Here is a 19,520-nt window from a genome sequence, read left to right as displayed (position 1 = left end):
CCCCCGCGCCCATCGGCAACCAGCGGGAGGCATGAGTGTTGACGAATACAGGTGAACAACCCGCCACCTTGGAGGCGACCATGAACGCAGCATTGAATATTTGCCAGGAGCGTTACGACGCTCAGTTGCCTCCAGAGGTCAGCGAGAGCGACGAGGTGACGGACTGGCTTGAGCATTCGGCGGAGCGCCTAGTGTGCGGCGTCGACATCAAGTGGAAGCGCCGCTACGGCCAGCCCCAAGTGGTGACGTTCGATCGGTTCTGCACGGTCCTGCAGGGCCACCTGAACCAGCGCCAAATCGACGGTCTGGACCAGCGTGATTCGTTTGCCCGGCTGCTGCTGTCGGCGATGCTCGGCAGCCAGAGCGATGCCCGGTCTCACGCCGCAGACCTGCTGGGCCAGCAACGGCCGATTGAAGCGGTCGAGAAGATCGCTGTAGCGCTGCTGAGGCCCTACGCCGAAGACGCGGTAGCAGCGGAACGGGAAGAGCGCGAAGACGATGTGGGTGCCGACCTATGAGCGCCCACATCCTGATCGACGAAGCGCTCGAAAGCTTGGCGCATGCTTCCAGTACCCAAGAAGAGGCATTAATCGTTCAGGGGCTGATCACCCAGTTCCTGATCGACCAAACCATCACCCTCAAGGAATTTGACCACTACTGCGCCCGCCTCAACAAGGTCGCGCGCAAGGAGGCAGCATGACCACTGCGCCGGTTAAATCACTGATCGACGAACAGATCGCCGAGATCGAACGCAGCCTGACAATCCTCGGCGCCGGTCTGCCGCGCGACCTGCCTGTGTCGGCACTACCGCCAAAGCTTGCTGCTGCGATCAAGGGCGGGCGTATCGCGGTGAGGGTTCGGCCGTGAGTTTCTTTGAAGGCAACATCGAAGACGGCAGCCACTGCATGAGCTGCTGCGAGTTCATCGGCGAGGATGTGGGTTACACGCGCTGCTGCCGTAATTGTGGCGGCGAAGGCAGCGAGCACAACCCCGAGGGTCACAAGAAACGCATGAAGGCAGAAGCCATGCAGCGCTTCGACGGCTGGCTGTCTCGGACCGGCATCGCCCACAAGAAGCACAACAACGGCTACCACGTCGTGCTTACGCTTCCCGATGGGCGAATGATCGATTGCTGGCCCAGCACGAAAAAATGGCAGTTGCGCGGGCAACACATGAGCCGAAACGGTAAGGCGCTGCACGAGTTGGTGTTGCAGCAGTTGAGGCCCTGGCCATGACCACCCGCCAGCGCACCCGGCGCCTACTCATCTGGCGCGGCTCTTTCCCAGTCCTCGCCCTCTTCACCTTCCTGATGTTGCTCAGCGCCCTCGCTGATCGAATCACCCAGTAATCAACACCTTCAATCGCTGCGAGCATCGCGGCAAGGATTCCCCATGTCCGCAGTAATGAAACAGGACGAGAGCACGCCTGCAATGTCGGAGGCCGCGCTCGTTGAAGTGCTGAGCAGCAGCCTCTACCCCGGCGCAGAAAAGAACTCTGTTGTGATGGTGCTGGCTTACTGCCAGGCGGCGCACCTGGACCCAATGTTGAAGCCGGTGCACATCGTCCCGATCTGGAACTCGAAGACGAAAAAGATGCAGGACACGGTGATGCCTGGCATCGGCCTGTACCGCATTCAGGCGGCGCGCACCGGCCAGTACGCTGGAATCAGTGAGCCGGAATACGGCCCTCCAGTAACGGCAAAGTTGAGCGGCGTAGAGGTCACGTACCCCGAGTGGTGCCGCGTGACGGTCAAGCGGCAAATGAGCAACGGGCTGGTTGCTGAGTACACCGCCAACGAGCGCTGGCTTGAGAACTACGCGACATCGAGCAAGGACACCGCGGCGCCCAACGCAATGTGGAAGCGTCGAGCATTTGCCCAGCTCGCCAAATGCGCCGAGGCGCAAGCACTGCGCAAAGCATTCCCTGAAGTCGGATCAGCGCCAACGGCCGACGAGATGGAAGGAAAGACCTTCGAGGAAGCGCCGCGCGATGTAACGCCAAAGCCGTCGGCGGCCAAAGAGACTGAAGCAAATCCAAGCTATTCGGATGAAAAGTTCGAAACGATGCTTCCGACCTGGCAGGCCGGCATTGACCAAGGAAAGACCAACTCGGAGACGCTGATCGCGTTTCTTCAATCCCGATACACGCTCAGCGAAGCGCAAATCGACCGAATCAATCGAATGACACCTATCGACGGAGAGTCCGCATGAAAATCCATAACGTAGCTCAAGGCTCCGCCGAGTGGCATGCGCTGCGCGGCAAGCACTTCACCGCATCCGAAGCGCCGGCAATGATGGGCGCCTCGAAGTACCAGACCCGAACCGACCTGCTGACGTTGAAGAAGACAGGCATTGCGCCAGAAGTCACGCAGTCGCAGCAGTACATCTTCGACAAAGGCCACGCTACCGAAGCGATGGCTCGCCCCCTGGTTGAGGTGATGATCGGCGAAGAGCTGTATCCGGTCGTTGGGACTTCAGGCAACCTGCTCGCCTCGATGGACGGCGCCACGATGCTCGGCGAGACACTGTTCGAGCACAAACTGTGGAATGAGTCGGTCGTCGCCCAGGTGAAGGCTGGTGACCTGGCCCCGCACTATTACTGGCAGCTTGAGCAGCAACTGCTGGTGAGCGGCGCTGAGCGGGTCATCTTTGTTTGCTCGGACGGCACGCCGGAAAACTTCGTGCACATGGAGTACCGGCCTGTCGCCGGGCGCGCGGCCCAGTTGATCGAGGGCTGGAAACAGTTCGAGGCAGACCTGGCCAAATTCGAAATGGCCGACGCGCCTTCAATCGTAGTCGGCAAGGCGCCTGATGAGCTGCCAGCCCTGCGTATCGAGCTGACCGGCATGGTCACCGCCAGCAACCTGAAGGTGTTTGAAGACTCGGCCTTGGCGGTCATCGACACGGTGAAAACCACTCTTTCCACGGACCAGGACTTCGCCGACGCGAAGAAGGCGGTCAAGTGGTGCGGCGATGTTGAAGAGGCTGTCGCCGTCGCCAAGAAACAGGCCCTATCGCAAACCCAAAGCATCGATGAGTTGTTTTCATCGCTGGATCGCATCAGTGCCCATGCTCGCGAGACTCGCCTGAAAGTCGACAAGCTGGTTAAGGCTCAAGAGCTGCTGGTGAAGACCAACATCAAGCAAAAGGCCGAACTGGCACTGACAGATCACATCGCTGCAATCAACAAGACGCTGGGCCAAGTCACACTTCCTCATGTCGTTTCGGACTTCGCCGGCGCCATGAAGAACAAGCGCACTATCGCCAGCCTTCAGGACGCAGTTGATACCGAGCTGGTCCGGGCGAAGATTGACGCAAGTCAGGCAGCGGACAGCATTCGTTTGAACCTGACCAGTCTGGCAGAGCTCGCCGTTGATCATGCCTTCCTGTTCAGCGACGTGCAGCATCTGGTGACAAAAGCCAACGATGACCTGGTGACGCTGATCAAATTCCGAATCTCCGAACACCAGAAAGCGGAGCAGGCAAAGGCCGACGCGAAGCGCATCGCCGAAGAGCAGGAGGCCCGGCGACTGGCAGCCATCAAGCCAGAGCCAGTCATGGAGAAGGTGGCGACACCAGAGCCTGTCCGCACCGCTCCGGTCAAGGCGGCGCCCGTCGGCCAGGCCACAAAGCCTGTGCCGAGCCACACGGTGGAGCAGGTAGCGCTGCAGGCCGACGTGACGGACTTCGAGGCACTGATAAAAGCGGTGGCATATGGTCAGGCGCCGATCACGCTGCTTCTGGTGAACTGGGAAGCGCTCGACGCGATGGTCGCAGCGCAGGGCGCAAACTTCAGCATGGCTGGGGTGACACTCGGCAAGGCGGCAGCATGATCAGCAACCTCAGATCAGATATCGAGTTCCGGCGCGAGAAGGCGCTGGAGCTTTCCAGTCAGATTCGCCGGCACTTGGCCGCCGGCGGGAAGATCACAATCGGCGAGAGCCCGGCGATCAATCCAAATCCGGCGAAGCGTTCGGAATTCATCGACCCGGCAACCATCCTCGAGCGCCGAAAGCCGACCATCACCCGGGCCGAGCGTGAAGCGCTGCGCAAATTCGCGGAGGCATTATGAGCAAGCGCAAACCGCATAACCTGCAGGCGCGCATTGCCCGTTCGTGCCGCTCGCTGCTGGCCGCCAACCACGTCGCAGTGGTGAACATAGACCCCAGCGGCCGCCAGGGCATGATCAATTACAAGTCGCTGAAGAACATCGCGCCGGGGAAGATTGGTCAGGCCGTTTGCGGTATCCCCCACCGGTGGACGATCTACCTGAGCACGCTCTGCATCGACGCCCGCGGCGACCGCTACAGCAAGTCGGTGGAGGTGGCGCCCGATGGCGTCTACCTCTCCGACCACCTGGAAGACGTGATCGAGCATTGCTACAAGAAGCTGCGCGACGAGGCCAATCAAAGCCAGATGGTGGCTTCGGGCTGGATCGCTATCCCCGACACCTTGTCGCTGGACGAGGAACACGCCGCGCGGATCTTCGAAGCCGTCGGCGCATGGAATCAGCAGAAGGTCGCTGCATGCGCCGCATAGCCCGCACCCAGCAACGCAAACGTCAAACTTGGCTCGCACTGCCGGCCAGCGGAATAGAAAATATATGCAATGGCCTAACATGAAATTTACAGCAGTTTGAAGTATGCAAAACCAATCAATTCCCCATATGCTAAGACCTATTTACGGTAATGTAATTAGACGTCCCAGGCCTTCTTTTGAGCAGCCTTGTTGATACATTGAAAGTTCCTTCCAAAAGGGTTAGTTCAGAAGACCCAATTGTGAGATTGGAATTGACAATAAAAGACAATTTTGCAGATTGGCTTACTACATTCTTAACGCTTATGACACCTGGAATAACCCCTAGGAAATCATAGATTAGGTTTTTATCCGCATCACCGTCAATAATATGAACAAGGTAACTATTTTCGGCTTCTAGATCGCGTGATGATGGCAGCGGTGGTGGCGGCGGCAATACCCCCCTCAGCTTTACCTCACCGATAAATGACTCGATATAGTCAAGCTTTTTGATTAAAAAAGCTTGTGCATCATCAGGTTCTACTGACTCCCTCAAAACCCGACTTTGTGTAACCCTATACACAGGATTATCAGGCTCCCCAATCATTAGAGCTGCATCTATAGCAGCCTCTAAACGAGGAACAAGGTCAACTGCGCCATACATATCATTTTGAAAAAAAACAGTGCGCTCATCTGAGATATCAAATGGAAGTCGCGTGCCATTTTCTGCAAGTACAACGATAGGCAGCCCCACACAATGTCTCACGGCAAGCTCATACATAACATTGGGATTAAGCTCGCTAAGATTTGCAATAACTAAGTCATCATAAATTATATGTTCGATAACTTGACGAGTTATTGAGCCGGGACTTGCAATTTCGTGGGCTACGAACGTTTCGAATCCCATTTTCTCTAAAACAGGCTTCATAACTGCATTGATTAGGCCATCGGCAGCCCGTCGCGTTGGAGATGCATCAGAGCCAATCGGAGTGACGATAAAGCACTTTCTGGTCAGCTTCTCTTCAAGCTCTATATCTGCCTCTTTTACCGGCCGACTTGCATTTTGTTTTGCCATTCCCTGCTCCTTTTTCGCAGCCTGCGCACATGAGCGTGAAATATAACCAAATTGCCACCTTCCGTCACGGAGGGCGGCGCCTGTCTGGAGATAATCCATGAACAACTACATGCACAAGACCGCAGCCCCGGGCGTGGTTGCCGCAGTAATCGACTGGGACGCCAAACGCAAAGAGTGGGGCGCCCAGCGCGACAAGCTGGCACCTGCCGTGCGCGCCGAAGCGGAAAATGGCATCACAGCGAACGATGTCGCGAAGAAGCTGAAAATGCACATCAAGCGCGTGACGCTGATCGCCCAGGAAAACGGCTTCAAGTTCGCTGACACCCCATGAAGCGCATCAGCAAAATCACCGCCGCGCGGCGCAGGCCTTCCTGCCTAGCCCTGCCAGCAAGTGGAATCGAAGAGGTAGGCCATGGCCGAGGAAGAGCAGCAGCCAACGGCGGAAGCGCTGAAACAGCGCCGCAAACGCGAGAAGGCAGCAACGAAGGACGCTGCATTGGGCGTCGAGAAGTTTACGGTTGAGGTGGCTGGCGTCTTCAAGAAAGACATCAAGCGCCTGATGAGGCAGCACGGATTCAATAATCAGCAGGAGGTGCACCAGAACCTGCTGCGCAACGTAATCGCCGCCGACTTCGAAACGGCGGCGCAGATGCTCAAGTGTGTCACGACACCTTTTGTAGTCAGTGAAAAGGTGTCGCGACTAATAGAGGCTGCCGGCTTGAATTCGCTCGCAGACGACCCGCCTGAGCATGAAGACGAAGTCGAACGACCAAATTAAATCGGGCAAGTTGGTGCGTATTGAAAAAGCCGCACTATTTCAGCAAGAGGCCAACAACGGTGGTGACGACAGTGCTGACCAGTGGAGGAATCCAGCTCTCCTTGAGCGAGCCGACTATTTTGTCTACTACCCCATTATCGGGCTTTTCAGATTCCAACTGCCCAGCAAGCTCGGCGAGCGCCTGGGCCAAGTCTTTCATCCGCTGGTCCTTAGCTGCATTACTGGCATCTGAGATCAAGTCGAAATCGCCGCCACTAACTCTTGCGCTGCTATTGAGTCCTGTCGTGTTAGAGCCGGGCCCACCTCCGGTGGTGTTGAATACAGCACCGCTTCCACCGTAGCTGCTGAAAACCGCACCCTTTACATTAGCTTCGATATTGATAAGAAACTGATTTGGCTGTGCCCTAAGGCTTTCGGCCAGGTTGCGGATGATGAGAACAGCTTCGTTTCTTTCCACTGAGCTTCTCCTTGATCCGGCTCCATGCCGGTCACCCGTAATACCCCAACCCAAACCAAATTGCCACCATCGGTAACGGAGAGAGGCGGTATATGGGGCTGAGTAAATTAAAAGCCTATAGCAATTTTAAAGTTCTATTCGTCTGGCTGGAACATTACGATAAGCGATGGATCCTCTTGCAGTATTGAACGCCTTAAAATTCCAATATCTCTTTCAAACTCAGCTTCACTTTCAATCCCCGCCCTCTGAAGTATGTGAGGGCCGTCCTTATAAATTTTGGTAACAGCAGATTTTCGATCTAAATCATGCCGCGTCAAAGCAATCGCAATCGCGTAAACCGCACATTCGCCCAAAATTATTTGTTCCCATAACTCAGTTGGTGCCTTTCCCGGGCCAAATAGAGCTGCAATATCGACTAGGGACTGATCTTCCTTACTGAACGGTTCATGAGCCAGCGCCCCAGATCGAAGCCGTCCAATTCCTCGCCATGATCGGATACGTCTGACCAGTGGAGCGGCTGTTTTCAGTGTTTTTCTGACGTCCGGATTGTCCTTAGCAAAGCTTTCGAACCGTTTCCACTCTTGGTTGAAGGAATGAACATTAATTAAAATCAAAGCCGCGAGCGAGTCAACCGCATCAACTCTTCTAATGGATTTGATCGGTCTCAATGCGTCCTCAAGATATCTTTTAATAGCAGCCAAACTTAAAAGACTGCTTTGAAAAACAGTGATATCAAATGCCATAACCTTCCCTAATTTCTGGCTAAATGCCGGTCATCCGTAATACCCCATATCAACGAATCACGCCAGTTACGCGCTATCGCGCCAATGTCTCCGGCTGCTCGCTGATCTCCTTTTGATAAGTCGCCAGATCAACGATCTGCCGCAAGCAAATGACGATATCCAGTTTCTGCTGGTCGTCCGGAAGGCCAATCCACTTGAGCATCATTAAAGCGTCTTCCTCGATTGCTGCGAGTGCATCGATATCGCTTTGCAGTCTCATGTCGGCCTCCTGCCAGGTTGAGCTACGCAGATACCAATAGCCCACAAATCCACTTCACGCCAGCTGGCGAGGATCCCCTATGTCCGCACAACAGAAGAAACACCCCTTCGATTTCAAAACCCAATACGGACTCGGCTTCAACCCTCAGGACGACGAGATCGTTGTCGACTTCTTCTGTGGTGGTGGCGGCGCCGGTACCGGTTTGGAAATGGGCCTGGGCCGCACGGTGAACGTGGCGAAGAACCACAGCCCGCAAGCAATCAGCATGCACACCATGAACCACCCAGGCGCACAGCACTTCACCACCGACGTGTTCGAGGGTGACCCTGACACCGAGTGCGGCGGCAAGCCTGTCGGCTGGTTCCACATGTCACCGGACTGCACGCACTTTACCCAGGCCTCAGCCGGCCAGCCGCGGAAACGTGAGATCCGCAGCCTGTCGTGGATCGGCTTGAAATGGGGTGGCAAGAAACGCCCACGCGTCATCAGCCTGGAAAACGTGAAGCAGATTCTGCAATGGGGTCCGTTAATCTCCAAGCGCTGCAAAATCACTGGCCGCGTAGTGAAGCTCGACGGGACAGTTGCCTTGCCTGGCGAGCGCGTACCAGTTCAGCATCAGTACTTGGTACCCGATCCAAAGAAACGGGGACGCACCTGGCGCCGATTCGTCGCCCTGCTGGAAGGCATGGGCTATGTCATTGAATGGAAGGTGATCAAGGCGTGCGACTTCGGCGCGCCGACCAGCCGAGAACGCCTGTTTATGATCGCCCGGTGCGACGGCCAGCCAATCGTGTGGCCGGAGCCGACCCACGCCAAGAACCCTGCCAAAGGCCAGCAGAAGTGGAAAACAGCCGCCGACTGCATCGACTTCACCGACCTGGGCAAAAGCATCTTCGGCCGCAAGAAAGACCTGGCTCCGGCCACGCTGCGCCGAGTTGCCAAGGGCATGAAGAAGTTTGTCATCGACAGCGCGTCGCCGTTCATTGTGCCGATTGCCAACTGGTCCGGCGAGGCAGTGCAGTCAGCCGATGAGCCGCTGCGCACAATCACCTCCTACCCAAAGGGAGGCGCTTTCAGCGTGGTGAGCCCAATCATCGCACCGGCAACGCACCAGAGCGGCGACCGAATCAACGACCCACTCGAACCGCTGCCGACAGTGACCTGCGCGAACCGCGGCGAGCTGACGCTGATCAGCCCACTGATGGTTGGGGCCGGTGGCCCGGAGTATTCGGGCAAGCCGGTGGGCACGCTGATGACGCAGAATCACCGCGCGCTGGCTTCCGCCTGCATCGTCCAGGCCGGGCACGGGGAAGGCTCTGGCACAAACAAACGCCGCTCCCATGGGGTGAACGACATCTGCGGCCCGGTCGGCACTATCACTGCAAGCGGCGGCGGCCAAGCCGTCAGCGCGGCGGTGATGATCCAAGCCAACGGTGGATTAAATACCGCGCACGCCAAGGGCATGCACGAACCCATGACCACGGTGACCAACACCGGCAGCCAGCAGCAGCTGGCCGTGGCAAACCTTGTGCACATGCGCGGCAACTGCGATGCGCGGGACGTGAACGACCCGTTGCACACCATCAGCGCCGGCGGCCAGCACCACGGGTTGGTCAGCGCATTCATGGAGCGGGCATTCGGCGGCAGCATTGGCCAGGGCCTGGAAGAGCTGGCGCCGACCATCACAGCCGGCGGCGGTGGCAAGAGCTCGCTGGTGTCGTTCACGTTATCGCCTGAGCACGAAGCCGGTGCCCTTCGCGTCGCCGCCTTCCTGATCAGCTACTACGGCACCGAGAACATCAGCGCATGCGACTCGCCGGCGCCGACGATAACCACCAAGGACCGCTTGGCCATAGTCACCGTGATGGTCAAGGGAACGCCCTATGTGATCGTCGACATCTGCCTGCGGATGCTGAAGCCGTCCGAGCTGTACAAGGCACAGGGCTTTCCCGCCGACTACATCATCAGCCACGGTGCCGATGGTAAGCCGTTCACCAAAACTCAGCAGGTGCACATGTGTGGCAACAGCGTCAGCCCGCCGCCGATGGCCGCGCTGGCACTGGCCAACGATCCATGGCGCGCCGCCGAGAGACAATCTGAAGCAGCATAGGAGTACATCCGTACTCCTCTCGCGAAACCTGCATATTTCAGGAGAGCACCTGCTGACTAATGGCGACTGTCCGAAGCTGCTGGAACAGCCCTGAGGAAATGTCTCCACGCTTCATAGGCGTAATGATGCTTCTGAGCAGACTCCAGCCACTCAGGCCCGGTCATCTGCCCAGCCGACACCAACATCATCATTTTGCTAGTGGCAGCATCGAGTTCTACGAGCAACTCGTGGTATTTGAATCGAACGTCTTCCATCCCGCTTTCCTCAGAGGCTCATCCAAGTGGGACTCATAACGAATCTGATTCATTTTGGATCCAAAAGAGTGACAAGTCAGTCGCTCGAAAGATTCACATCAGTTGATAAGCGGTTGAATTCGAAGCTAGAACGACCTTTGACGTCGCTCTTTTGGGGGAGAAGCAAGGTTGGGTACGGACTGCGAAACTCTCTCGCGAGCAAAATCCAAGCCCCAGACCAGAGCCTGGGACATCGTCTGCCCAGGGCGATCAAGAAAACTATCTTCAAAAATCATCATTCCAGTCTGTCCGTAAATACCAACGAATAACTGGGTCTGATTGGTCTTTGACAGTCGGACTTGGATGTTCAGCAAGATGCCAGATGGAAGTCGCTCATCGTGATTGCGGCAATGCAATTCAGGACCGGCCCAATTCCAGTAGATCTGACCGCGGGTACGCATGGTCCGGCCTCATTAGATGTGTGTCGCTCAAGATTACACCAATGCCGGTGGATAGATACGTGTGGCGCCGAAGGTTCCGCACATCCGACCAATGGTCATTAATTAACCCCTTCCCTTCACAGTCAGCCGCTATAGCGGCAAGGACAAAGTCATGCCTGAAGAAAGTGAATCAAGCCTGCGTCAGCGCATCACCACGTACATGAGCGGCGCCGGCGGATCCCGCGATAGCTGGTTCTGCACCTGGTGGTTTCGGTTCCACATCGAGCCATTCACCACCAAGCAGGTCCGCCGCGAACTGGAGCTGATGAAGCGCGAAGGCTTGGTCGAGTCGGACCACGGCCAGAGCAACAACACCAAATGGCGGCTCACCAAATACAAACCTGACGAGGTGACGCCATGATCGCCACCCTCTGGTTCGCCTACGTCTTCATCTACAAGGGGCCAAGGCCATGAAACAGCATCGCGTTTTGATCGGCGACTGCATTGAGTCGATGCGCACGCTGCAGGACCAGTCAATACACACCTGTGTTACATCGCCGCCCTACTTCGGTCTTCGGGACTACGGCATGGCCGGGCAGATCGGCCTGGAAGAAACTCCTGCTGAATTTATCGCGCGTCTGGTGGAGGTCTTTCGCGAAGTGCGCAGGGTTTTGCGTAATGACGGAACGCTATGGGTAAACATGGGCGATACGTATGCATCAATCGCCGGGGGTTACGCACCTGGTGGTTCCGCTGGCAAACACGACATGGTCTCTCAGGCTACGCGCGGTGCGGTATTACGCGGCAAGCGCCGAGCTCCACCGACGGGTCTGAAGCAAAAAGACCTGATGGGCGTGCCCTGGCGACTCGCCTTCGCCCTTCAAGATGATGGCTGGTACCTGCGTCAGGACATCATCTGGCATAAACCGAACCCCATGCCTGAATCCACCAAGGACCGGTGCACAAAGTCGCATGAGTACCTGTTTCTCCTGAGCAAGTCACCACGTTATTACTACGACCAGGATGCGATCAAGGAACCTGCAGCGCTCAGCTCTATAGTGCGAATGGCGCAGGATCTCGAGCAACAGCGCGGGAGTGATCGCGTGCCCGGAAAAGCGAATGGGCCAATGAAAGCTGTGCGTAGCAAGCGGGATAGTTTCAAGCGCGATGAATCAAAGCGAGAGCAGCCCATCCCTGGGCAGTCGCTGGGAACGCACCGGCCAGATCGAGAGGAAAGTGCCTGGCCCTTGGACACTCGAAACAAGCGCAGTGTGTGGACGGTGCCGACGCAAGGTTTTAAGGGTGCGCACTTCGCGACCTTCCCCCCGGACCTGATCAGGCCTTGCGTCCTAGCTGGCGCGCCACTCGGTGGCGTCGTGCTTGACCCTTTTGGCGGTGCCGGCACTACGGCGGTGGTCGCCATGCAGGAAGGTCGCAAATCGATCCTGTGCGAACTGAACCCGGAATATGCCGCAATGGCTGAACGCCGGATCGCAGCAGCCTGGCTCGACGGCGCGGCACAGATGGATGTCTTTCGCGACACCGCGCAACACCCAGCAGCCTAACCCCAATCCCCCTACATGCCTGCCGGTGAGCGGCGGGCGAGGTGCTCACTCAGGAGGTTCAGCCTCGCCATCCGTGGGCTGGTAAAGAGCGTTCCCTTCTGAGTGAGCGGGGCAAAGATACTCCCAAATAAAAATCACTACCAAAAAATCCGACAGCCGTTCAGCGCGGCAAGGACAAACCATGTTCGCAATAAAACTCACCCTGCTGATGCTGGGCGTTCTGCTCTACGTGTCGGCCACGGCCTGTTGGTTCTTTTGGATTGGCCCCTGCCTGCTCATGGATGGCGAGACGGCAGATATCCTCGGTGCCTTTGTAGGCACCTGCATCTGGCTGCTGATCACTTTCGGCATTGTCATCCACATCATCAAGACAGCGCGGCCCGGTACGGGCGCACGGAGAGAGTCATGAGCAGAGCTGAAAACATCGATCGTTTCCTGCGCCTCGACGAGGTGCTTTACACCACGGGCCTGGGCCGGAATACAGTTTATCGGCGGATCAGGGAGGGCACATTCCCAAAACAGGTTAGAATAGGCCCAAATTCGGTCGCTTGGCGCCAGTCGGCAATTGCTGAATGGATGACCTCAACAACGCCCAGCAACGACCAATCAGTACATTGATCAGTACACCAGTTACTGGCAATACTCCAAAAGCCACGCAACACAAGCCCTACAGGTCACACCGTGGAAATCTTCAAAGAGTTTACCTTCGAGTCCGCCCACCGCCTGCCCCACGTACCGGACGGCCATAAATGCGGGCGCCTGCATGGGCATTCGTTCAAGGTGGCGATCCACCTGAGCGGCGACCTCGATCCGCATACCGGCTGGATTCGCGACTTCTCGGAGATCAAGGCGATTTTCAAGCCGCTCTATGAACGCCTCGACCACAACTACCTCAATGACATCCCAGGCCTGGAAAACCCAACCAGCGAGGTGCTGGCCAAATGGATCTGGAATGAGCTCAAACCTTTGCTGCCGGAACTCAGCGCGATTCGCATCCACGAGACCTGCACCAGTGGCTGCATCTACCGCGGCGAGTAAGCCGACACGGTGAAAAAAACCACCCTTGCGGTGGTTTTTTTATGCGCCAGCCGCCGTCCCCGGCCGATGCCGAAGGGCTGTGCTACGCGGTTCGAGATTGGCCGCACACACGGGCTTGCGAGCTTGGAAACCGTCGCGCCATAGCGCATGGCTCGCGCCGCGTGTCCACGACCAAGCCACGGCGCAAGATGCTGATCCAATTTGTATCACCGCTGCACCGCTTTCGTGCCTGACTGGGCACAAAGACCACTGTTCCCTGCGATTCTCCGCAATATGGCTATAAATACTGTGCACGGTGCACAGCATCTTCCGTGCGCCTGTCACTTCTGCCGATTTGGCACGCGCGGTGCAACAGGCCTGCGTCACTCATTCAGGGAGCAGGGCCATGACTCAGCAAGAACCAGGCAACGATTACCCCCTCAGCGAAGTGCCGATGCATGCGCGCAAGGGCCTGGCGTCCACCGCCATGGTGCTGCTGGGGTTCACGTTTTTCACCGCGACCATGTTTGCCGGCGGCAAGCTGGGCGTAGCCTTCAGTTTTACCGACATGCTTGGCGTTGTGGCCCTGGGTAACCTGTTGCTGGGCATTTACGCCGCGGGCCTGGGTTACATCGCGTTCAAGAGTGGCTTGAATTCAGTGTTGATGGGCCGCTTCTGCTTTGGCGAGGTCGGCAGCAAGCTCAGCGACTTGATCCTCGGCTTCACCCAGATCGGCTGGTACGCCTGGGGCACGGCCACCGCCGCCGTGGTGTTGGGCAAGTATTTCGAGCTGAGCCAGGGCAGCGTATTGGGCCTGATGGTGCTGTTCGGCATGGTGTTCTGCGCCACGGCGTACGTGGGATATCGCGGGCTGGAGGTGCTGTCCTATATCGCGGTGCCGGCCATGGGCATCTTGCTGTTTCTGTCGATGTGGGTCGCCACGGTAAAAGTCGGCGGGCTGGACGGCCTGCTGGCAGTCGTGCCGACGGGCGAGCTGGATTTGTCCACCGCGATCACGCTGGTGTTCGGCACCTTTGTCAGCGGCGCGACCCAGGCCACCAACTGGACGCGGTTTTCCCGTTCGGCCAAGGTCGCGGTGCTGGCCAGCCTGATCGGGTTTTTTATCGGCAATGGTTTGATGGTCCTGATCGGGGCCTATGGCGCCATCGTCTACCAACAGCCAGACGTGGTGGAAGTGTTGTTGCTGCAAGGCTTCGCCATGGCGGCCATGGCCATGTTGCTGCTCAATATCTGGAGCACTCAGGACAACACCATTTACAACTTTGCCGTCGCCGGCTGCAACTTGCTGCGGACCCGCCGCCGCAAGACCGTAACCCTGGCCGGGGCGGTCATCGGCACCCTGCTGGCGCTGCTCGGCATGTACGACATGCTGGTGCCCTACCTGATTTTGCTGGGCACGGTGATCCCACCGATTGGCGGCGTGATAATGGCAGACTTCTTTTACCGCTATCGTGGCCAGTACCCGCGTCTGGCCGAGACGCGCCTGCCGGCATTCAATTGGCCTGGGCTGGTGGCGTACGCGGTGGGCACGGTGCTGGCGTTCCATTCGCCCTGGGTGGCGCCACTGGTGGGGATTGTCGCCGCGTCGCTGACCTACATCGTGCTGACCGCCGTGCTGCGTGTGCGTGCCCCGCTGGCTGATGCCCCGGCATGAGCCTTACCGTTGCCGATGTACTGGCCCTGCCCGGCCTTGAATCGATGCGCCTGCGCGCAGGTGACAGCGGCCTGGATAACGCGGTGCGCTGGCCGTATGTCGCGGAAAACAGCGGGATTGCCGAGTGGGTGCTGGGCGGCGAACTGGTGTTCGTCACCGGCATCAATCACCCACGCGATGAACCCAACCTCCTGCGTTTGCTGGAGGAAGCGTGCCAGCGTCAGGTTGCCGGCCTGGTGATCCTCACAGGGCCGGCCTATATCCAGGCGATCCCCCAGCGCCTGTTGGACGCCGCCGAAACGGCCGGCATGCCGCTGATCGAGCAGCCTTACTCGCTGAAAATGGTGCTGGTGACCCAAGCGATTGGTTCGGCGCTGATCCAGTCCGAGCAACTGGGCCGCTCTCGACACGACGTGCTGGAACGCTTGCTCGCCGGTGATTATCAGTCCCTTGAGGTGTTACTGCATCGGGCCGCGCAACTGGGCATGTCGCTGGCCGGGCATTGGCAGATTGTCCAGTTGCAACTGGAGGGTGGCGAGGCATTATTTGCCCAGGGTGATACTGCGCAGGCAGAAGCGCAGTTGGCCCGGCAGCACGACGGTATCGCCCGTCGATTGCGCCAGTTCTCGGCGCAGCATCATGCAGCGTTGCCGATAGTGGGCAGGGCTGGGCACTGGACATTGCTGCTGCCGGCCACCGATGCCGTGCAAGCGTTGGCCAATCGCCAACAATTGGCTGCCTGGCTTAACCCCTTGAACCTGCGGCTGGCCCCTTTGAAAGTGTTTATCGGCCTCAGCGCCGCGGCACACCCACCCGCGCGCCTGGCTCAGGCGCAGGATGAAGCACGCCAGGCATTGGCGGCGGCGCGGCGTTTCAGCGACCGCGCCGGGCTTTGTGTGTATGACGAACTGGGCGTGTTGAAACTGCTCAGTGGCGTGCGTGATCGCGCCCTGCTCGACCAGTTTCTCAATGAACGCCTGGGCCCGTTGTTGCGCCACGACCGCCACCATGGCCCCTGCCTGATGCCGACCCTGGAAGCTTGGTTTCACGAGAATGGTAACCTTGTGGCCGCCGCGCAGCGCCTGGCACTGCACCGCAACACAGTGACGCACCGCGTCCAGCGTATCGAAGCCCTGAGCGGGCTGACGCTGGGCAACTCATATGACCGCCTGGACATCGGAATTGCCCTGATGATCTGGCGGCTGACTGCCTGATTGTCTTTAGCCAAGAGGAACTTGCCCATGCATATCATCAACGCCCGCCTGCGCAACCGTGAAGGCCTGCATGATCTGCACCTGGAACACGGCCGGATCGCCAGCATCACTTCGCAAACCGAGGCACCTGCTTTAGGGGCCGGCGATTTGGACGCCGCCGGCAACCTGGTCATACCGCCTTTTGTTGAACCGCACATTCACCTCGACGCCACCCTTACGGCTGGTGAACCGCGCTGGAACATGAGCGGCACGCTGTTCGAAGGCATCGAGTGCTGGGGCGAGCGTAAAGCCACGATCACCCAGGAAGACACCAAGACTCGCGCCAAGAAAACCATCCAGACCCTGGCCGCCCACGGCATTCAGCATGTCCGCACCCACGTCGACGTCACTGACCCCGAGCTCACGGCACTCAAAGCCATGCTTGAGGTGCGCGAAGACAGCTCGCACCTGATCGACCTGCAAATCGTCGCCTTCCCCCAGGAAGGCATCGAGTCCTACCGCAATGGCCGCGAGTTGATGGAGGAAGCCATTCGCCTGGGCGCCGACGTGGTCGGCGGCATTCCCCACTTTGAATACACCCGCGACCAAGGCGTGAGCTCGGTGAAATTCCTCATGGACCTGGCCGAACGCACGGGTTGCCTGGTGGACGTGCACTGCGACGAAACCGATGACCCACACTCGCGCTTTCTCGAAGTGCTGGCCGAAGAAGCCCGCAGCCGCGACATGGGTGCACGCGTTACCGCCAGCCACACCACGGCCATGGGCTCCTATGACAATGCGTATTGCGCCAAACTGTTTCGCCTGCTGGGGCACTCAGGCATCAGCTTCGTGTCCTGCCCCACCGAAAGCATTCACCTGCAAGGCCGCTTCGACAGCTTCCCGAAACGCCGCGGCGTGACCCGCGTCAACGAACTGCTCGAAGCCGGCATGAACGTGTGCTTTGGCCAGGATTCGATCGTCGACCCCTGGTACCCCCTGGGCAACGGCAACATCCTGCGGGTCCTGGAAGCCGGTTTGCACATTTGCCATATGCTCGGCTACCGCAATCTGCAAAGTGCCCTGGACCTGGTCACCGACAACAGCGCCAAGGCCATGGCCCTGGGCGAGCGTTATGGCCTGGAGCCCGGGCGCCCGGCCAACTTGCTGATCTTGTCGGCAAACAGCGACTACGAAGTTATTCGCAGCCAGGGCCTGCCGCTGTACTCAATCCGCAATGGCAAAGTGCTGATGAAACGGCAACCGGCGCAGGTGGAGTTTTTGTAAACGGTGTGGCTACACAATGGAGTCGAGGTCGAGCGGATGCACCTTGCCTGAACCGTCATGAATCGGCGCAGGAATACTGGCAACTTGCGCCAGCTCACGGTTTTCACGGTGGCTGAACCAACGCTTCAGGCTGGGTTGCAGGTGCGCGCGATTGGCGTGACTGCCATACACGTCGCGCGCGTCCAGGCGCCGCCAGCGCAGAGACTCCAACCGTTGGCGACTGGTGCGCAACCGGTCAATTTCTGCGTTCAACGCCTGGCTATGTTCGTGCCCATAGCCACGCTGGTTTGTGGGGCGGCGACGGTCAAGCTCAGGGTTCTTGTCGCGTAACTGCGCGGTCATGCTCTCAAGCGCATGGTCGAGCAACTCAAACTCTCTGTGCGTGACCAGAGGCCCTTGGCTATCCACGGTTTGTTGCCAGCGACGCAACGTGGCCCACGCCGCAGGGATGTAGCTGGCCGTCATGAAGTGCTGGCTGGCCTGAAACAGTTGTTTCAGCACGTTGGCGCGGCTGGGCATATCGCCTTGAAGCTGCAAGGCACGGTTACAACCGGCCTGCAGGATGGACTCGCAACCGGGCTTCCATAACACCGAAGAATGCGTGCCATCGGCCAGCTTGATCGGCATGAAGTGCTGCTGTTCACCGTGATGCTGATAGGGATTGCCACCCACACGCACCAGGCCGGCGGCAAACAGAAGCCCGCCCGGACCGGGTGCGCTGAACAATGCCACTGCGCCTGGAACCCAGAGTTTTGCGGTGGTGTTCATCCATGTGGCCGGCACGCTGGGCACCGGGTCGTTGTGGTTGACGATGCGATGGTGGACCAGGGCTGACGCGCCTTCAGTGAACTCGGCGTCGGCGGCGCGGGGTGCGCCATAGGTGTAGAGGAGAATGTTGTAGCGAGTGTCGGGGATTCGTCGCAATCCTTCTGCCAGGAGCAAGGCGATGGCGCCGCCGAGGCTGTGGCCGCAGATTACGATGCGTTGGCCGCTGTGAAACTGCTCGAGGTATCGCAAAATAAAATCGCGCATCGCCCGATACGCCTGGTAGAAGCCCTTATGGGCTCTGCCCACGCCGTCAGAAAACGGCACTTGGTGGGCGTCCGCGTCTCGCAGTGCATCGGCGCCGCTGGCGGTGCCTCGCACAGCGATCAGGATGACCTCAGCGTGATGAGTGATGAACGCTTGAGTGTCCGTTCCGAACTGCTCATCGTTAAAAAAATGCACCCGAGCAGGATGCTGCTGTTTTGCTCCAAGCTCAGAGCGGTTCTGTGGGTACAAGTCAGGGTCGAAGGGCACAATCTCAAAACGCTGGGAGTATGGGACTTCCTCATAGAGCGGATAAAAGCGCTGCACCTGCTCGCGATCTAAATTCCAGGCTTCCTGATAGGCCGAAAGCTTTTCGACGAACAGATTCCCTACGCCGGGATCCAGAGGAAAGCTGACTTTATCCACCGGATTCGTTGGAGGCTGCTGGCCAAAATCGCAGTAACTCAAGGTAGCCATCAACGCCAACTGGTAGAGGTTCAAGGCACAGAAACGATCCTCTGTGGATAGCATCGGGCGCAGGGCTCGCAAAGGTCGTACTTCCAGCACCGTATGCAGGTTGGGGAACAACACCACGCCTGACAAAGTCGGCTGAGGCGGACCGAAGCCCAACTCAGCCATCATTCTTAACGCATGGCGTTGTGGTGGGTAAGTACGGGGCGCCAACGGCGGCAAGTGAGCAACATGCCGGACCAGGTCGCGCACCTCTACCTGATAAAACCGGTCCGCTTTGCGCTGTGCAGGATTTGCCTCTATACGCTGGCCGTCAGCAGTGCAAAAGCGGGTTTGTTCGGCCCGAACCTGGAGTTCGGTGATGGGTAATCTGTAAGTCTTGCGCGTACTCAATTCAAAATACGGCTGCTCATTTCCAGCGTACAGCCCTTCCAGAATAAGCACGACGGGACCGCAGTAAAACCCTTGTAGCTTGGCAAACCCCTCCCCGGTCAGCCTGCCATTGTACGAGTGACCTGTACTGTCATAGACAGTGTAAGCAAGCCCGCCGTAAGCCTTCCCGCTGCCCGTTTCATCAACCAGACAAAAGCTTGCCCAATGCCCTTTCAATGCACACGCAGGCATGTTGCTGCTGAAAAAAGCTTGCTTCCGCGCTTCTTGATTCATGACTCGACTCC

At 58.2% G+C, this 19,520-nt stretch carries 24 protein-coding genes; 19 read left to right on the top strand and 5 right to left on the bottom strand.

Annotated features, from left to right (window positions below):
- Positions 1–80 precede the first annotated feature (80 nt).
- The 8 genes from ABWL43_RS10080 to ABWL43_RS10045 all read left to right on the top strand — a co-directional run bounded on the left by ABWL43_RS10080 (position 81) and on the right by ABWL43_RS10045 (position 4,538).
- Positions 81–518, top strand: a complete 438-nt coding sequence (locus ABWL43_RS10080) for a hypothetical protein (RefSeq protein WP_404487558.1) — start codon at positions 81–83, stop codon at positions 516–518.
- Entirely contained in the window at positions 515–700 is a 186-nt protein-coding gene (locus ABWL43_RS10075) for a hypothetical protein (RefSeq protein WP_177026702.1), read from the top strand. The genes ABWL43_RS10080 and ABWL43_RS10075 overlap by 4 nt, the downstream gene beginning before the upstream one ends.
- Positions 697–867: a hypothetical protein gene (locus ABWL43_RS10070; protein WP_017528181.1), complete on the top strand. Its 171-nt coding sequence runs from the start codon at positions 697–699 to the stop codon at positions 865–867. The genes ABWL43_RS10075 and ABWL43_RS10070 overlap by 4 nt, the downstream gene beginning before the upstream one ends.
- Entirely contained in the window at positions 864–1,235 is a 372-nt protein-coding gene (locus ABWL43_RS10065) for a hypothetical protein (RefSeq protein ID WP_404487557.1), read from the top strand. The genes ABWL43_RS10070 and ABWL43_RS10065 overlap by 4 nt, the downstream gene beginning before the upstream one ends.
- Positions 1,236–1,403: 168 nt before the next feature.
- The gene (bet, locus tag ABWL43_RS10060) at positions 1,404–2,210 is read left to right on the top strand and encodes a phage recombination protein Bet (RefSeq protein WP_404488383.1); all 807 of its coding nucleotides are present in this window, start codon (positions 1,404–1,406) and stop codon (positions 2,208–2,210) included.
- Positions 2,207–3,832, top strand: a complete 1,626-nt coding sequence (locus ABWL43_RS10055) for a YqaJ viral recombinase family protein (protein WP_404487556.1) — start codon at positions 2,207–2,209, stop codon at positions 3,830–3,832. Before bet ends, ABWL43_RS10055 begins: the two co-directional genes overlap by 4 nt.
- Complete coding sequence (locus tag ABWL43_RS10050) at positions 3,829–4,071, top strand: hypothetical protein (protein WP_404487555.1); 243 nt, start codon at positions 3,829–3,831, stop codon at positions 4,069–4,071. The genes ABWL43_RS10055 and ABWL43_RS10050 overlap by 4 nt, the downstream gene beginning before the upstream one ends.
- On the top strand, positions 4,068–4,538 hold the full coding sequence (locus tag ABWL43_RS10045) for a hypothetical protein (protein WP_404487554.1): 471 nt from the start codon (positions 4,068–4,070) through the stop codon (positions 4,536–4,538). The genes ABWL43_RS10050 and ABWL43_RS10045 overlap by 4 nt, the downstream gene beginning before the upstream one ends.
- A 130-nt stretch (positions 4,539–4,668) precedes the next feature.
- Here the strand turns inward: ABWL43_RS10045 and ABWL43_RS10040 are convergent, their stop codons facing one another.
- Complete coding sequence (locus ABWL43_RS10040) at positions 4,669–5,688, bottom strand: hypothetical protein (protein WP_404487553.1); 1,020 nt, start codon at positions 5,686–5,688, stop codon at positions 4,669–4,671.
- Between ABWL43_RS10040 and ABWL43_RS10035 the strand changes: the two genes are divergently transcribed.
- Both ABWL43_RS10035 and ABWL43_RS10030 read left to right on the top strand, forming a co-directional pair.
- Positions 5,687–5,920: a hypothetical protein gene (locus ABWL43_RS10035; protein WP_404487552.1), complete on the top strand. Its 234-nt coding sequence runs from the start codon at positions 5,687–5,689 to the stop codon at positions 5,918–5,920. The genes ABWL43_RS10040 and ABWL43_RS10035 overlap by 2 nt on opposite strands.
- A gap of 81 nt (positions 5,921–6,001) precedes the next feature.
- Positions 6,002–6,367, top strand: coding sequence for a hypothetical protein (locus ABWL43_RS10030; RefSeq protein ID WP_404487551.1), 366 nt, complete (start codon positions 6,002–6,004; stop codon positions 6,365–6,367).
- 34 nt (positions 6,368–6,401) lie between these two features.
- Here the strand turns inward: ABWL43_RS10030 and ABWL43_RS10025 are convergent, their stop codons facing one another.
- From ABWL43_RS10025 to ABWL43_RS10015, 3 genes are all read right to left on the bottom strand, one after another.
- Positions 6,402–6,824, bottom strand: a complete 423-nt coding sequence (locus ABWL43_RS10025; protein ID WP_404487550.1) for a hypothetical protein — start codon at positions 6,822–6,824, stop codon at positions 6,402–6,404.
- Between the two features lie 134 nt (positions 6,825–6,958).
- Positions 6,959–7,567 (bottom strand): hypothetical protein, encoded by a 609-nt coding sequence (locus tag ABWL43_RS10020; RefSeq protein WP_404487549.1) that lies wholly within the window; start codon positions 7,565–7,567, stop codon positions 6,959–6,961.
- Between the two features lie 73 nt (positions 7,568–7,640).
- Entirely contained in the window at positions 7,641–7,826 is a 186-nt protein-coding gene (locus ABWL43_RS10015) for a hypothetical protein (protein WP_404487548.1), read from the bottom strand.
- A gap of 79 nt (positions 7,827–7,905) precedes the next feature.
- Between ABWL43_RS10015 and ABWL43_RS10010 the strand changes: the two genes are divergently transcribed.
- The 9 genes from ABWL43_RS10010 to codA all read left to right on the top strand — a co-directional run bounded on the left by ABWL43_RS10010 (position 7,906) and on the right by codA (position 17,343).
- Entirely contained in the window at positions 7,906–9,936 is a 2,031-nt protein-coding gene (locus ABWL43_RS10010) for a DNA cytosine methyltransferase (protein WP_404487547.1), read from the top strand.
- Between the two features lie 845 nt (positions 9,937–10,781).
- Complete coding sequence (locus ABWL43_RS10005) at positions 10,782–11,030, top strand: hypothetical protein (RefSeq protein ID WP_242199511.1); 249 nt, start codon at positions 10,782–10,784, stop codon at positions 11,028–11,030.
- Between the two features lie 49 nt (positions 11,031–11,079).
- Complete coding sequence (locus ABWL43_RS10000) at positions 11,080–12,174, top strand: DNA-methyltransferase (RefSeq protein ID WP_404487546.1); 1,095 nt, start codon at positions 11,080–11,082, stop codon at positions 12,172–12,174.
- A gap of 181 nt (positions 12,175–12,355) precedes the next feature.
- Positions 12,356–12,583 carry a hypothetical protein gene (locus ABWL43_RS09995; RefSeq protein ID WP_242201506.1) on the top strand — a complete coding sequence of 76 codons (228 nt, stop codon included), beginning with the start codon at positions 12,356–12,358 and terminating at the stop codon, positions 12,581–12,583.
- Entirely contained in the window at positions 12,580–12,792 is a 213-nt protein-coding gene (locus ABWL43_RS09990; RefSeq protein WP_242201507.1) for an AlpA family transcriptional regulator, read from the top strand. The genes ABWL43_RS09995 and ABWL43_RS09990 overlap by 4 nt, the downstream gene beginning before the upstream one ends.
- Positions 12,793–12,855: 63 nt before the next feature.
- The gene (queD, locus tag ABWL43_RS09985; protein ID WP_003173033.1) at positions 12,856–13,212 is read left to right on the top strand and encodes a 6-carboxytetrahydropterin synthase QueD; all 357 of its coding nucleotides are present in this window, start codon (positions 12,856–12,858) and stop codon (positions 13,210–13,212) included.
- Between the two features lie 385 nt (positions 13,213–13,597).
- Positions 13,598–14,866 carry a cytosine permease gene (gene codB / locus ABWL43_RS09980; RefSeq protein ID WP_145163342.1) on the top strand — a complete coding sequence of 423 codons (1,269 nt, stop codon included), beginning with the start codon at positions 13,598–13,600 and terminating at the stop codon, positions 14,864–14,866.
- Complete coding sequence (locus tag ABWL43_RS09975) at positions 14,863–16,080, top strand: PucR family transcriptional regulator (protein WP_404487545.1); 1,218 nt, start codon at positions 14,863–14,865, stop codon at positions 16,078–16,080. Before codB ends, ABWL43_RS09975 begins: the two co-directional genes overlap by 4 nt.
- A gap of 27 nt (positions 16,081–16,107) precedes the next feature.
- A complete protein-coding gene (gene codA, locus ABWL43_RS09970) occupies positions 16,108–17,343 on the top strand; it encodes a cytosine deaminase (RefSeq protein ID WP_145163338.1) in 1,236 nt (411 codons plus the stop codon).
- A gap of 9 nt (positions 17,344–17,352) precedes the next feature.
- Here the strand turns inward: codA and ABWL43_RS09965 are convergent, their stop codons facing one another.
- Positions 17,353–19,509 (bottom strand): lipase family protein, encoded by a 2,157-nt coding sequence (locus ABWL43_RS09965; protein ID WP_404487544.1) that lies wholly within the window; start codon positions 19,507–19,509, stop codon positions 17,353–17,355.
- Positions 19,510–19,520 lie beyond the last annotated feature (11 nt).

Origin of the sequence: Pseudomonas sp. HT11, assembly GCF_044875395.1 — a bacterium.
Classification (GTDB): Bacteria; Pseudomonadota; Gammaproteobacteria; order Pseudomonadales; family Pseudomonadaceae; genus Aquipseudomonas.
This window is presented reverse-complemented; position numbering and strand designations above follow the sequence as displayed.

Excerpts from the sequence above, each read along its gene's own strand:
- ABWL43_RS10080 (WP_404487558.1), top strand. The coding sequence starts at position 81 with ATGAACGCAGCATTGAATATTTGCCAGGAGCGTTACGACGCTCAGTTG.
- ABWL43_RS10075 (WP_177026702.1), top strand. The coding sequence starts at position 515 with ATGAGCGCCCACATCCTGATCGACGAAGCGCTCGAAAGCTTGGCGCAT.
- ABWL43_RS10070 (WP_017528181.1), top strand. The coding sequence starts at position 697 with ATGACCACTGCGCCGGTTAAATCACTGATCGACGAACAGATCGCCGAG.
- bet (WP_404488383.1), top strand. The coding sequence starts at position 1,404 with ATGAAACAGGACGAGAGCACGCCTGCAATGTCGGAGGCCGCGCTCGTT.
- ABWL43_RS10055 (WP_404487556.1), top strand. The coding sequence starts at position 2,207 with ATGAAAATCCATAACGTAGCTCAAGGCTCCGCCGAGTGGCATGCGCTG.
- ABWL43_RS10050 (WP_404487555.1), top strand. The coding sequence starts at position 3,829 with ATGATCAGCAACCTCAGATCAGATATCGAGTTCCGGCGCGAGAAGGCG.
- ABWL43_RS10045 (WP_404487554.1), top strand. The coding sequence starts at position 4,068 with ATGAGCAAGCGCAAACCGCATAACCTGCAGGCGCGCATTGCCCGTTCG.
- ABWL43_RS10035 (WP_404487552.1), top strand. The coding sequence starts at position 5,687 with ATGAACAACTACATGCACAAGACCGCAGCCCCGGGCGTGGTTGCCGCA.
- ABWL43_RS10040 (WP_404487553.1), bottom strand. The coding sequence starts at position 5,688 with ATGGATTATCTCCAGACAGGCGCCGCCCTCCGTGACGGAAGGTGGCAA.
- ABWL43_RS10030 (WP_404487551.1), top strand. The coding sequence starts at position 6,002 with ATGGCCGAGGAAGAGCAGCAGCCAACGGCGGAAGCGCTGAAACAGCGC.
- ABWL43_RS10020 (WP_404487549.1), bottom strand. The coding sequence starts at position 7,567 with ATGGCATTTGATATCACTGTTTTTCAAAGCAGTCTTTTAAGTTTGGCT.
- ABWL43_RS10015 (WP_404487548.1), bottom strand. The coding sequence starts at position 7,826 with ATGAGACTGCAAAGCGATATCGATGCACTCGCAGCAATCGAGGAAGAC.
- ABWL43_RS10010 (WP_404487547.1), top strand. The coding sequence starts at position 7,906 with ATGTCCGCACAACAGAAGAAACACCCCTTCGATTTCAAAACCCAATAC.
- ABWL43_RS10005 (WP_242199511.1), top strand. The coding sequence starts at position 10,782 with ATGCCTGAAGAAAGTGAATCAAGCCTGCGTCAGCGCATCACCACGTAC.
- ABWL43_RS10000 (WP_404487546.1), top strand. The coding sequence starts at position 11,080 with ATGAAACAGCATCGCGTTTTGATCGGCGACTGCATTGAGTCGATGCGC.
- ABWL43_RS09995 (WP_242201506.1), top strand. The coding sequence starts at position 12,356 with ATGTTCGCAATAAAACTCACCCTGCTGATGCTGGGCGTTCTGCTCTAC.
- ABWL43_RS09990 (WP_242201507.1), top strand. The coding sequence starts at position 12,580 with ATGAGCAGAGCTGAAAACATCGATCGTTTCCTGCGCCTCGACGAGGTG.
- codB (WP_145163342.1), top strand. The coding sequence starts at position 13,598 with ATGACTCAGCAAGAACCAGGCAACGATTACCCCCTCAGCGAAGTGCCG.
- ABWL43_RS09975 (WP_404487545.1), top strand. The coding sequence starts at position 14,863 with ATGAGCCTTACCGTTGCCGATGTACTGGCCCTGCCCGGCCTTGAATCG.
- codA (WP_145163338.1), top strand. The coding sequence starts at position 16,108 with ATGCATATCATCAACGCCCGCCTGCGCAACCGTGAAGGCCTGCATGAT.
- ABWL43_RS09965 (WP_404487544.1), bottom strand. The coding sequence starts at position 19,509 with ATGAATCAAGAAGCGCGGAAGCAAGCTTTTTTCAGCAGCAACATGCCT.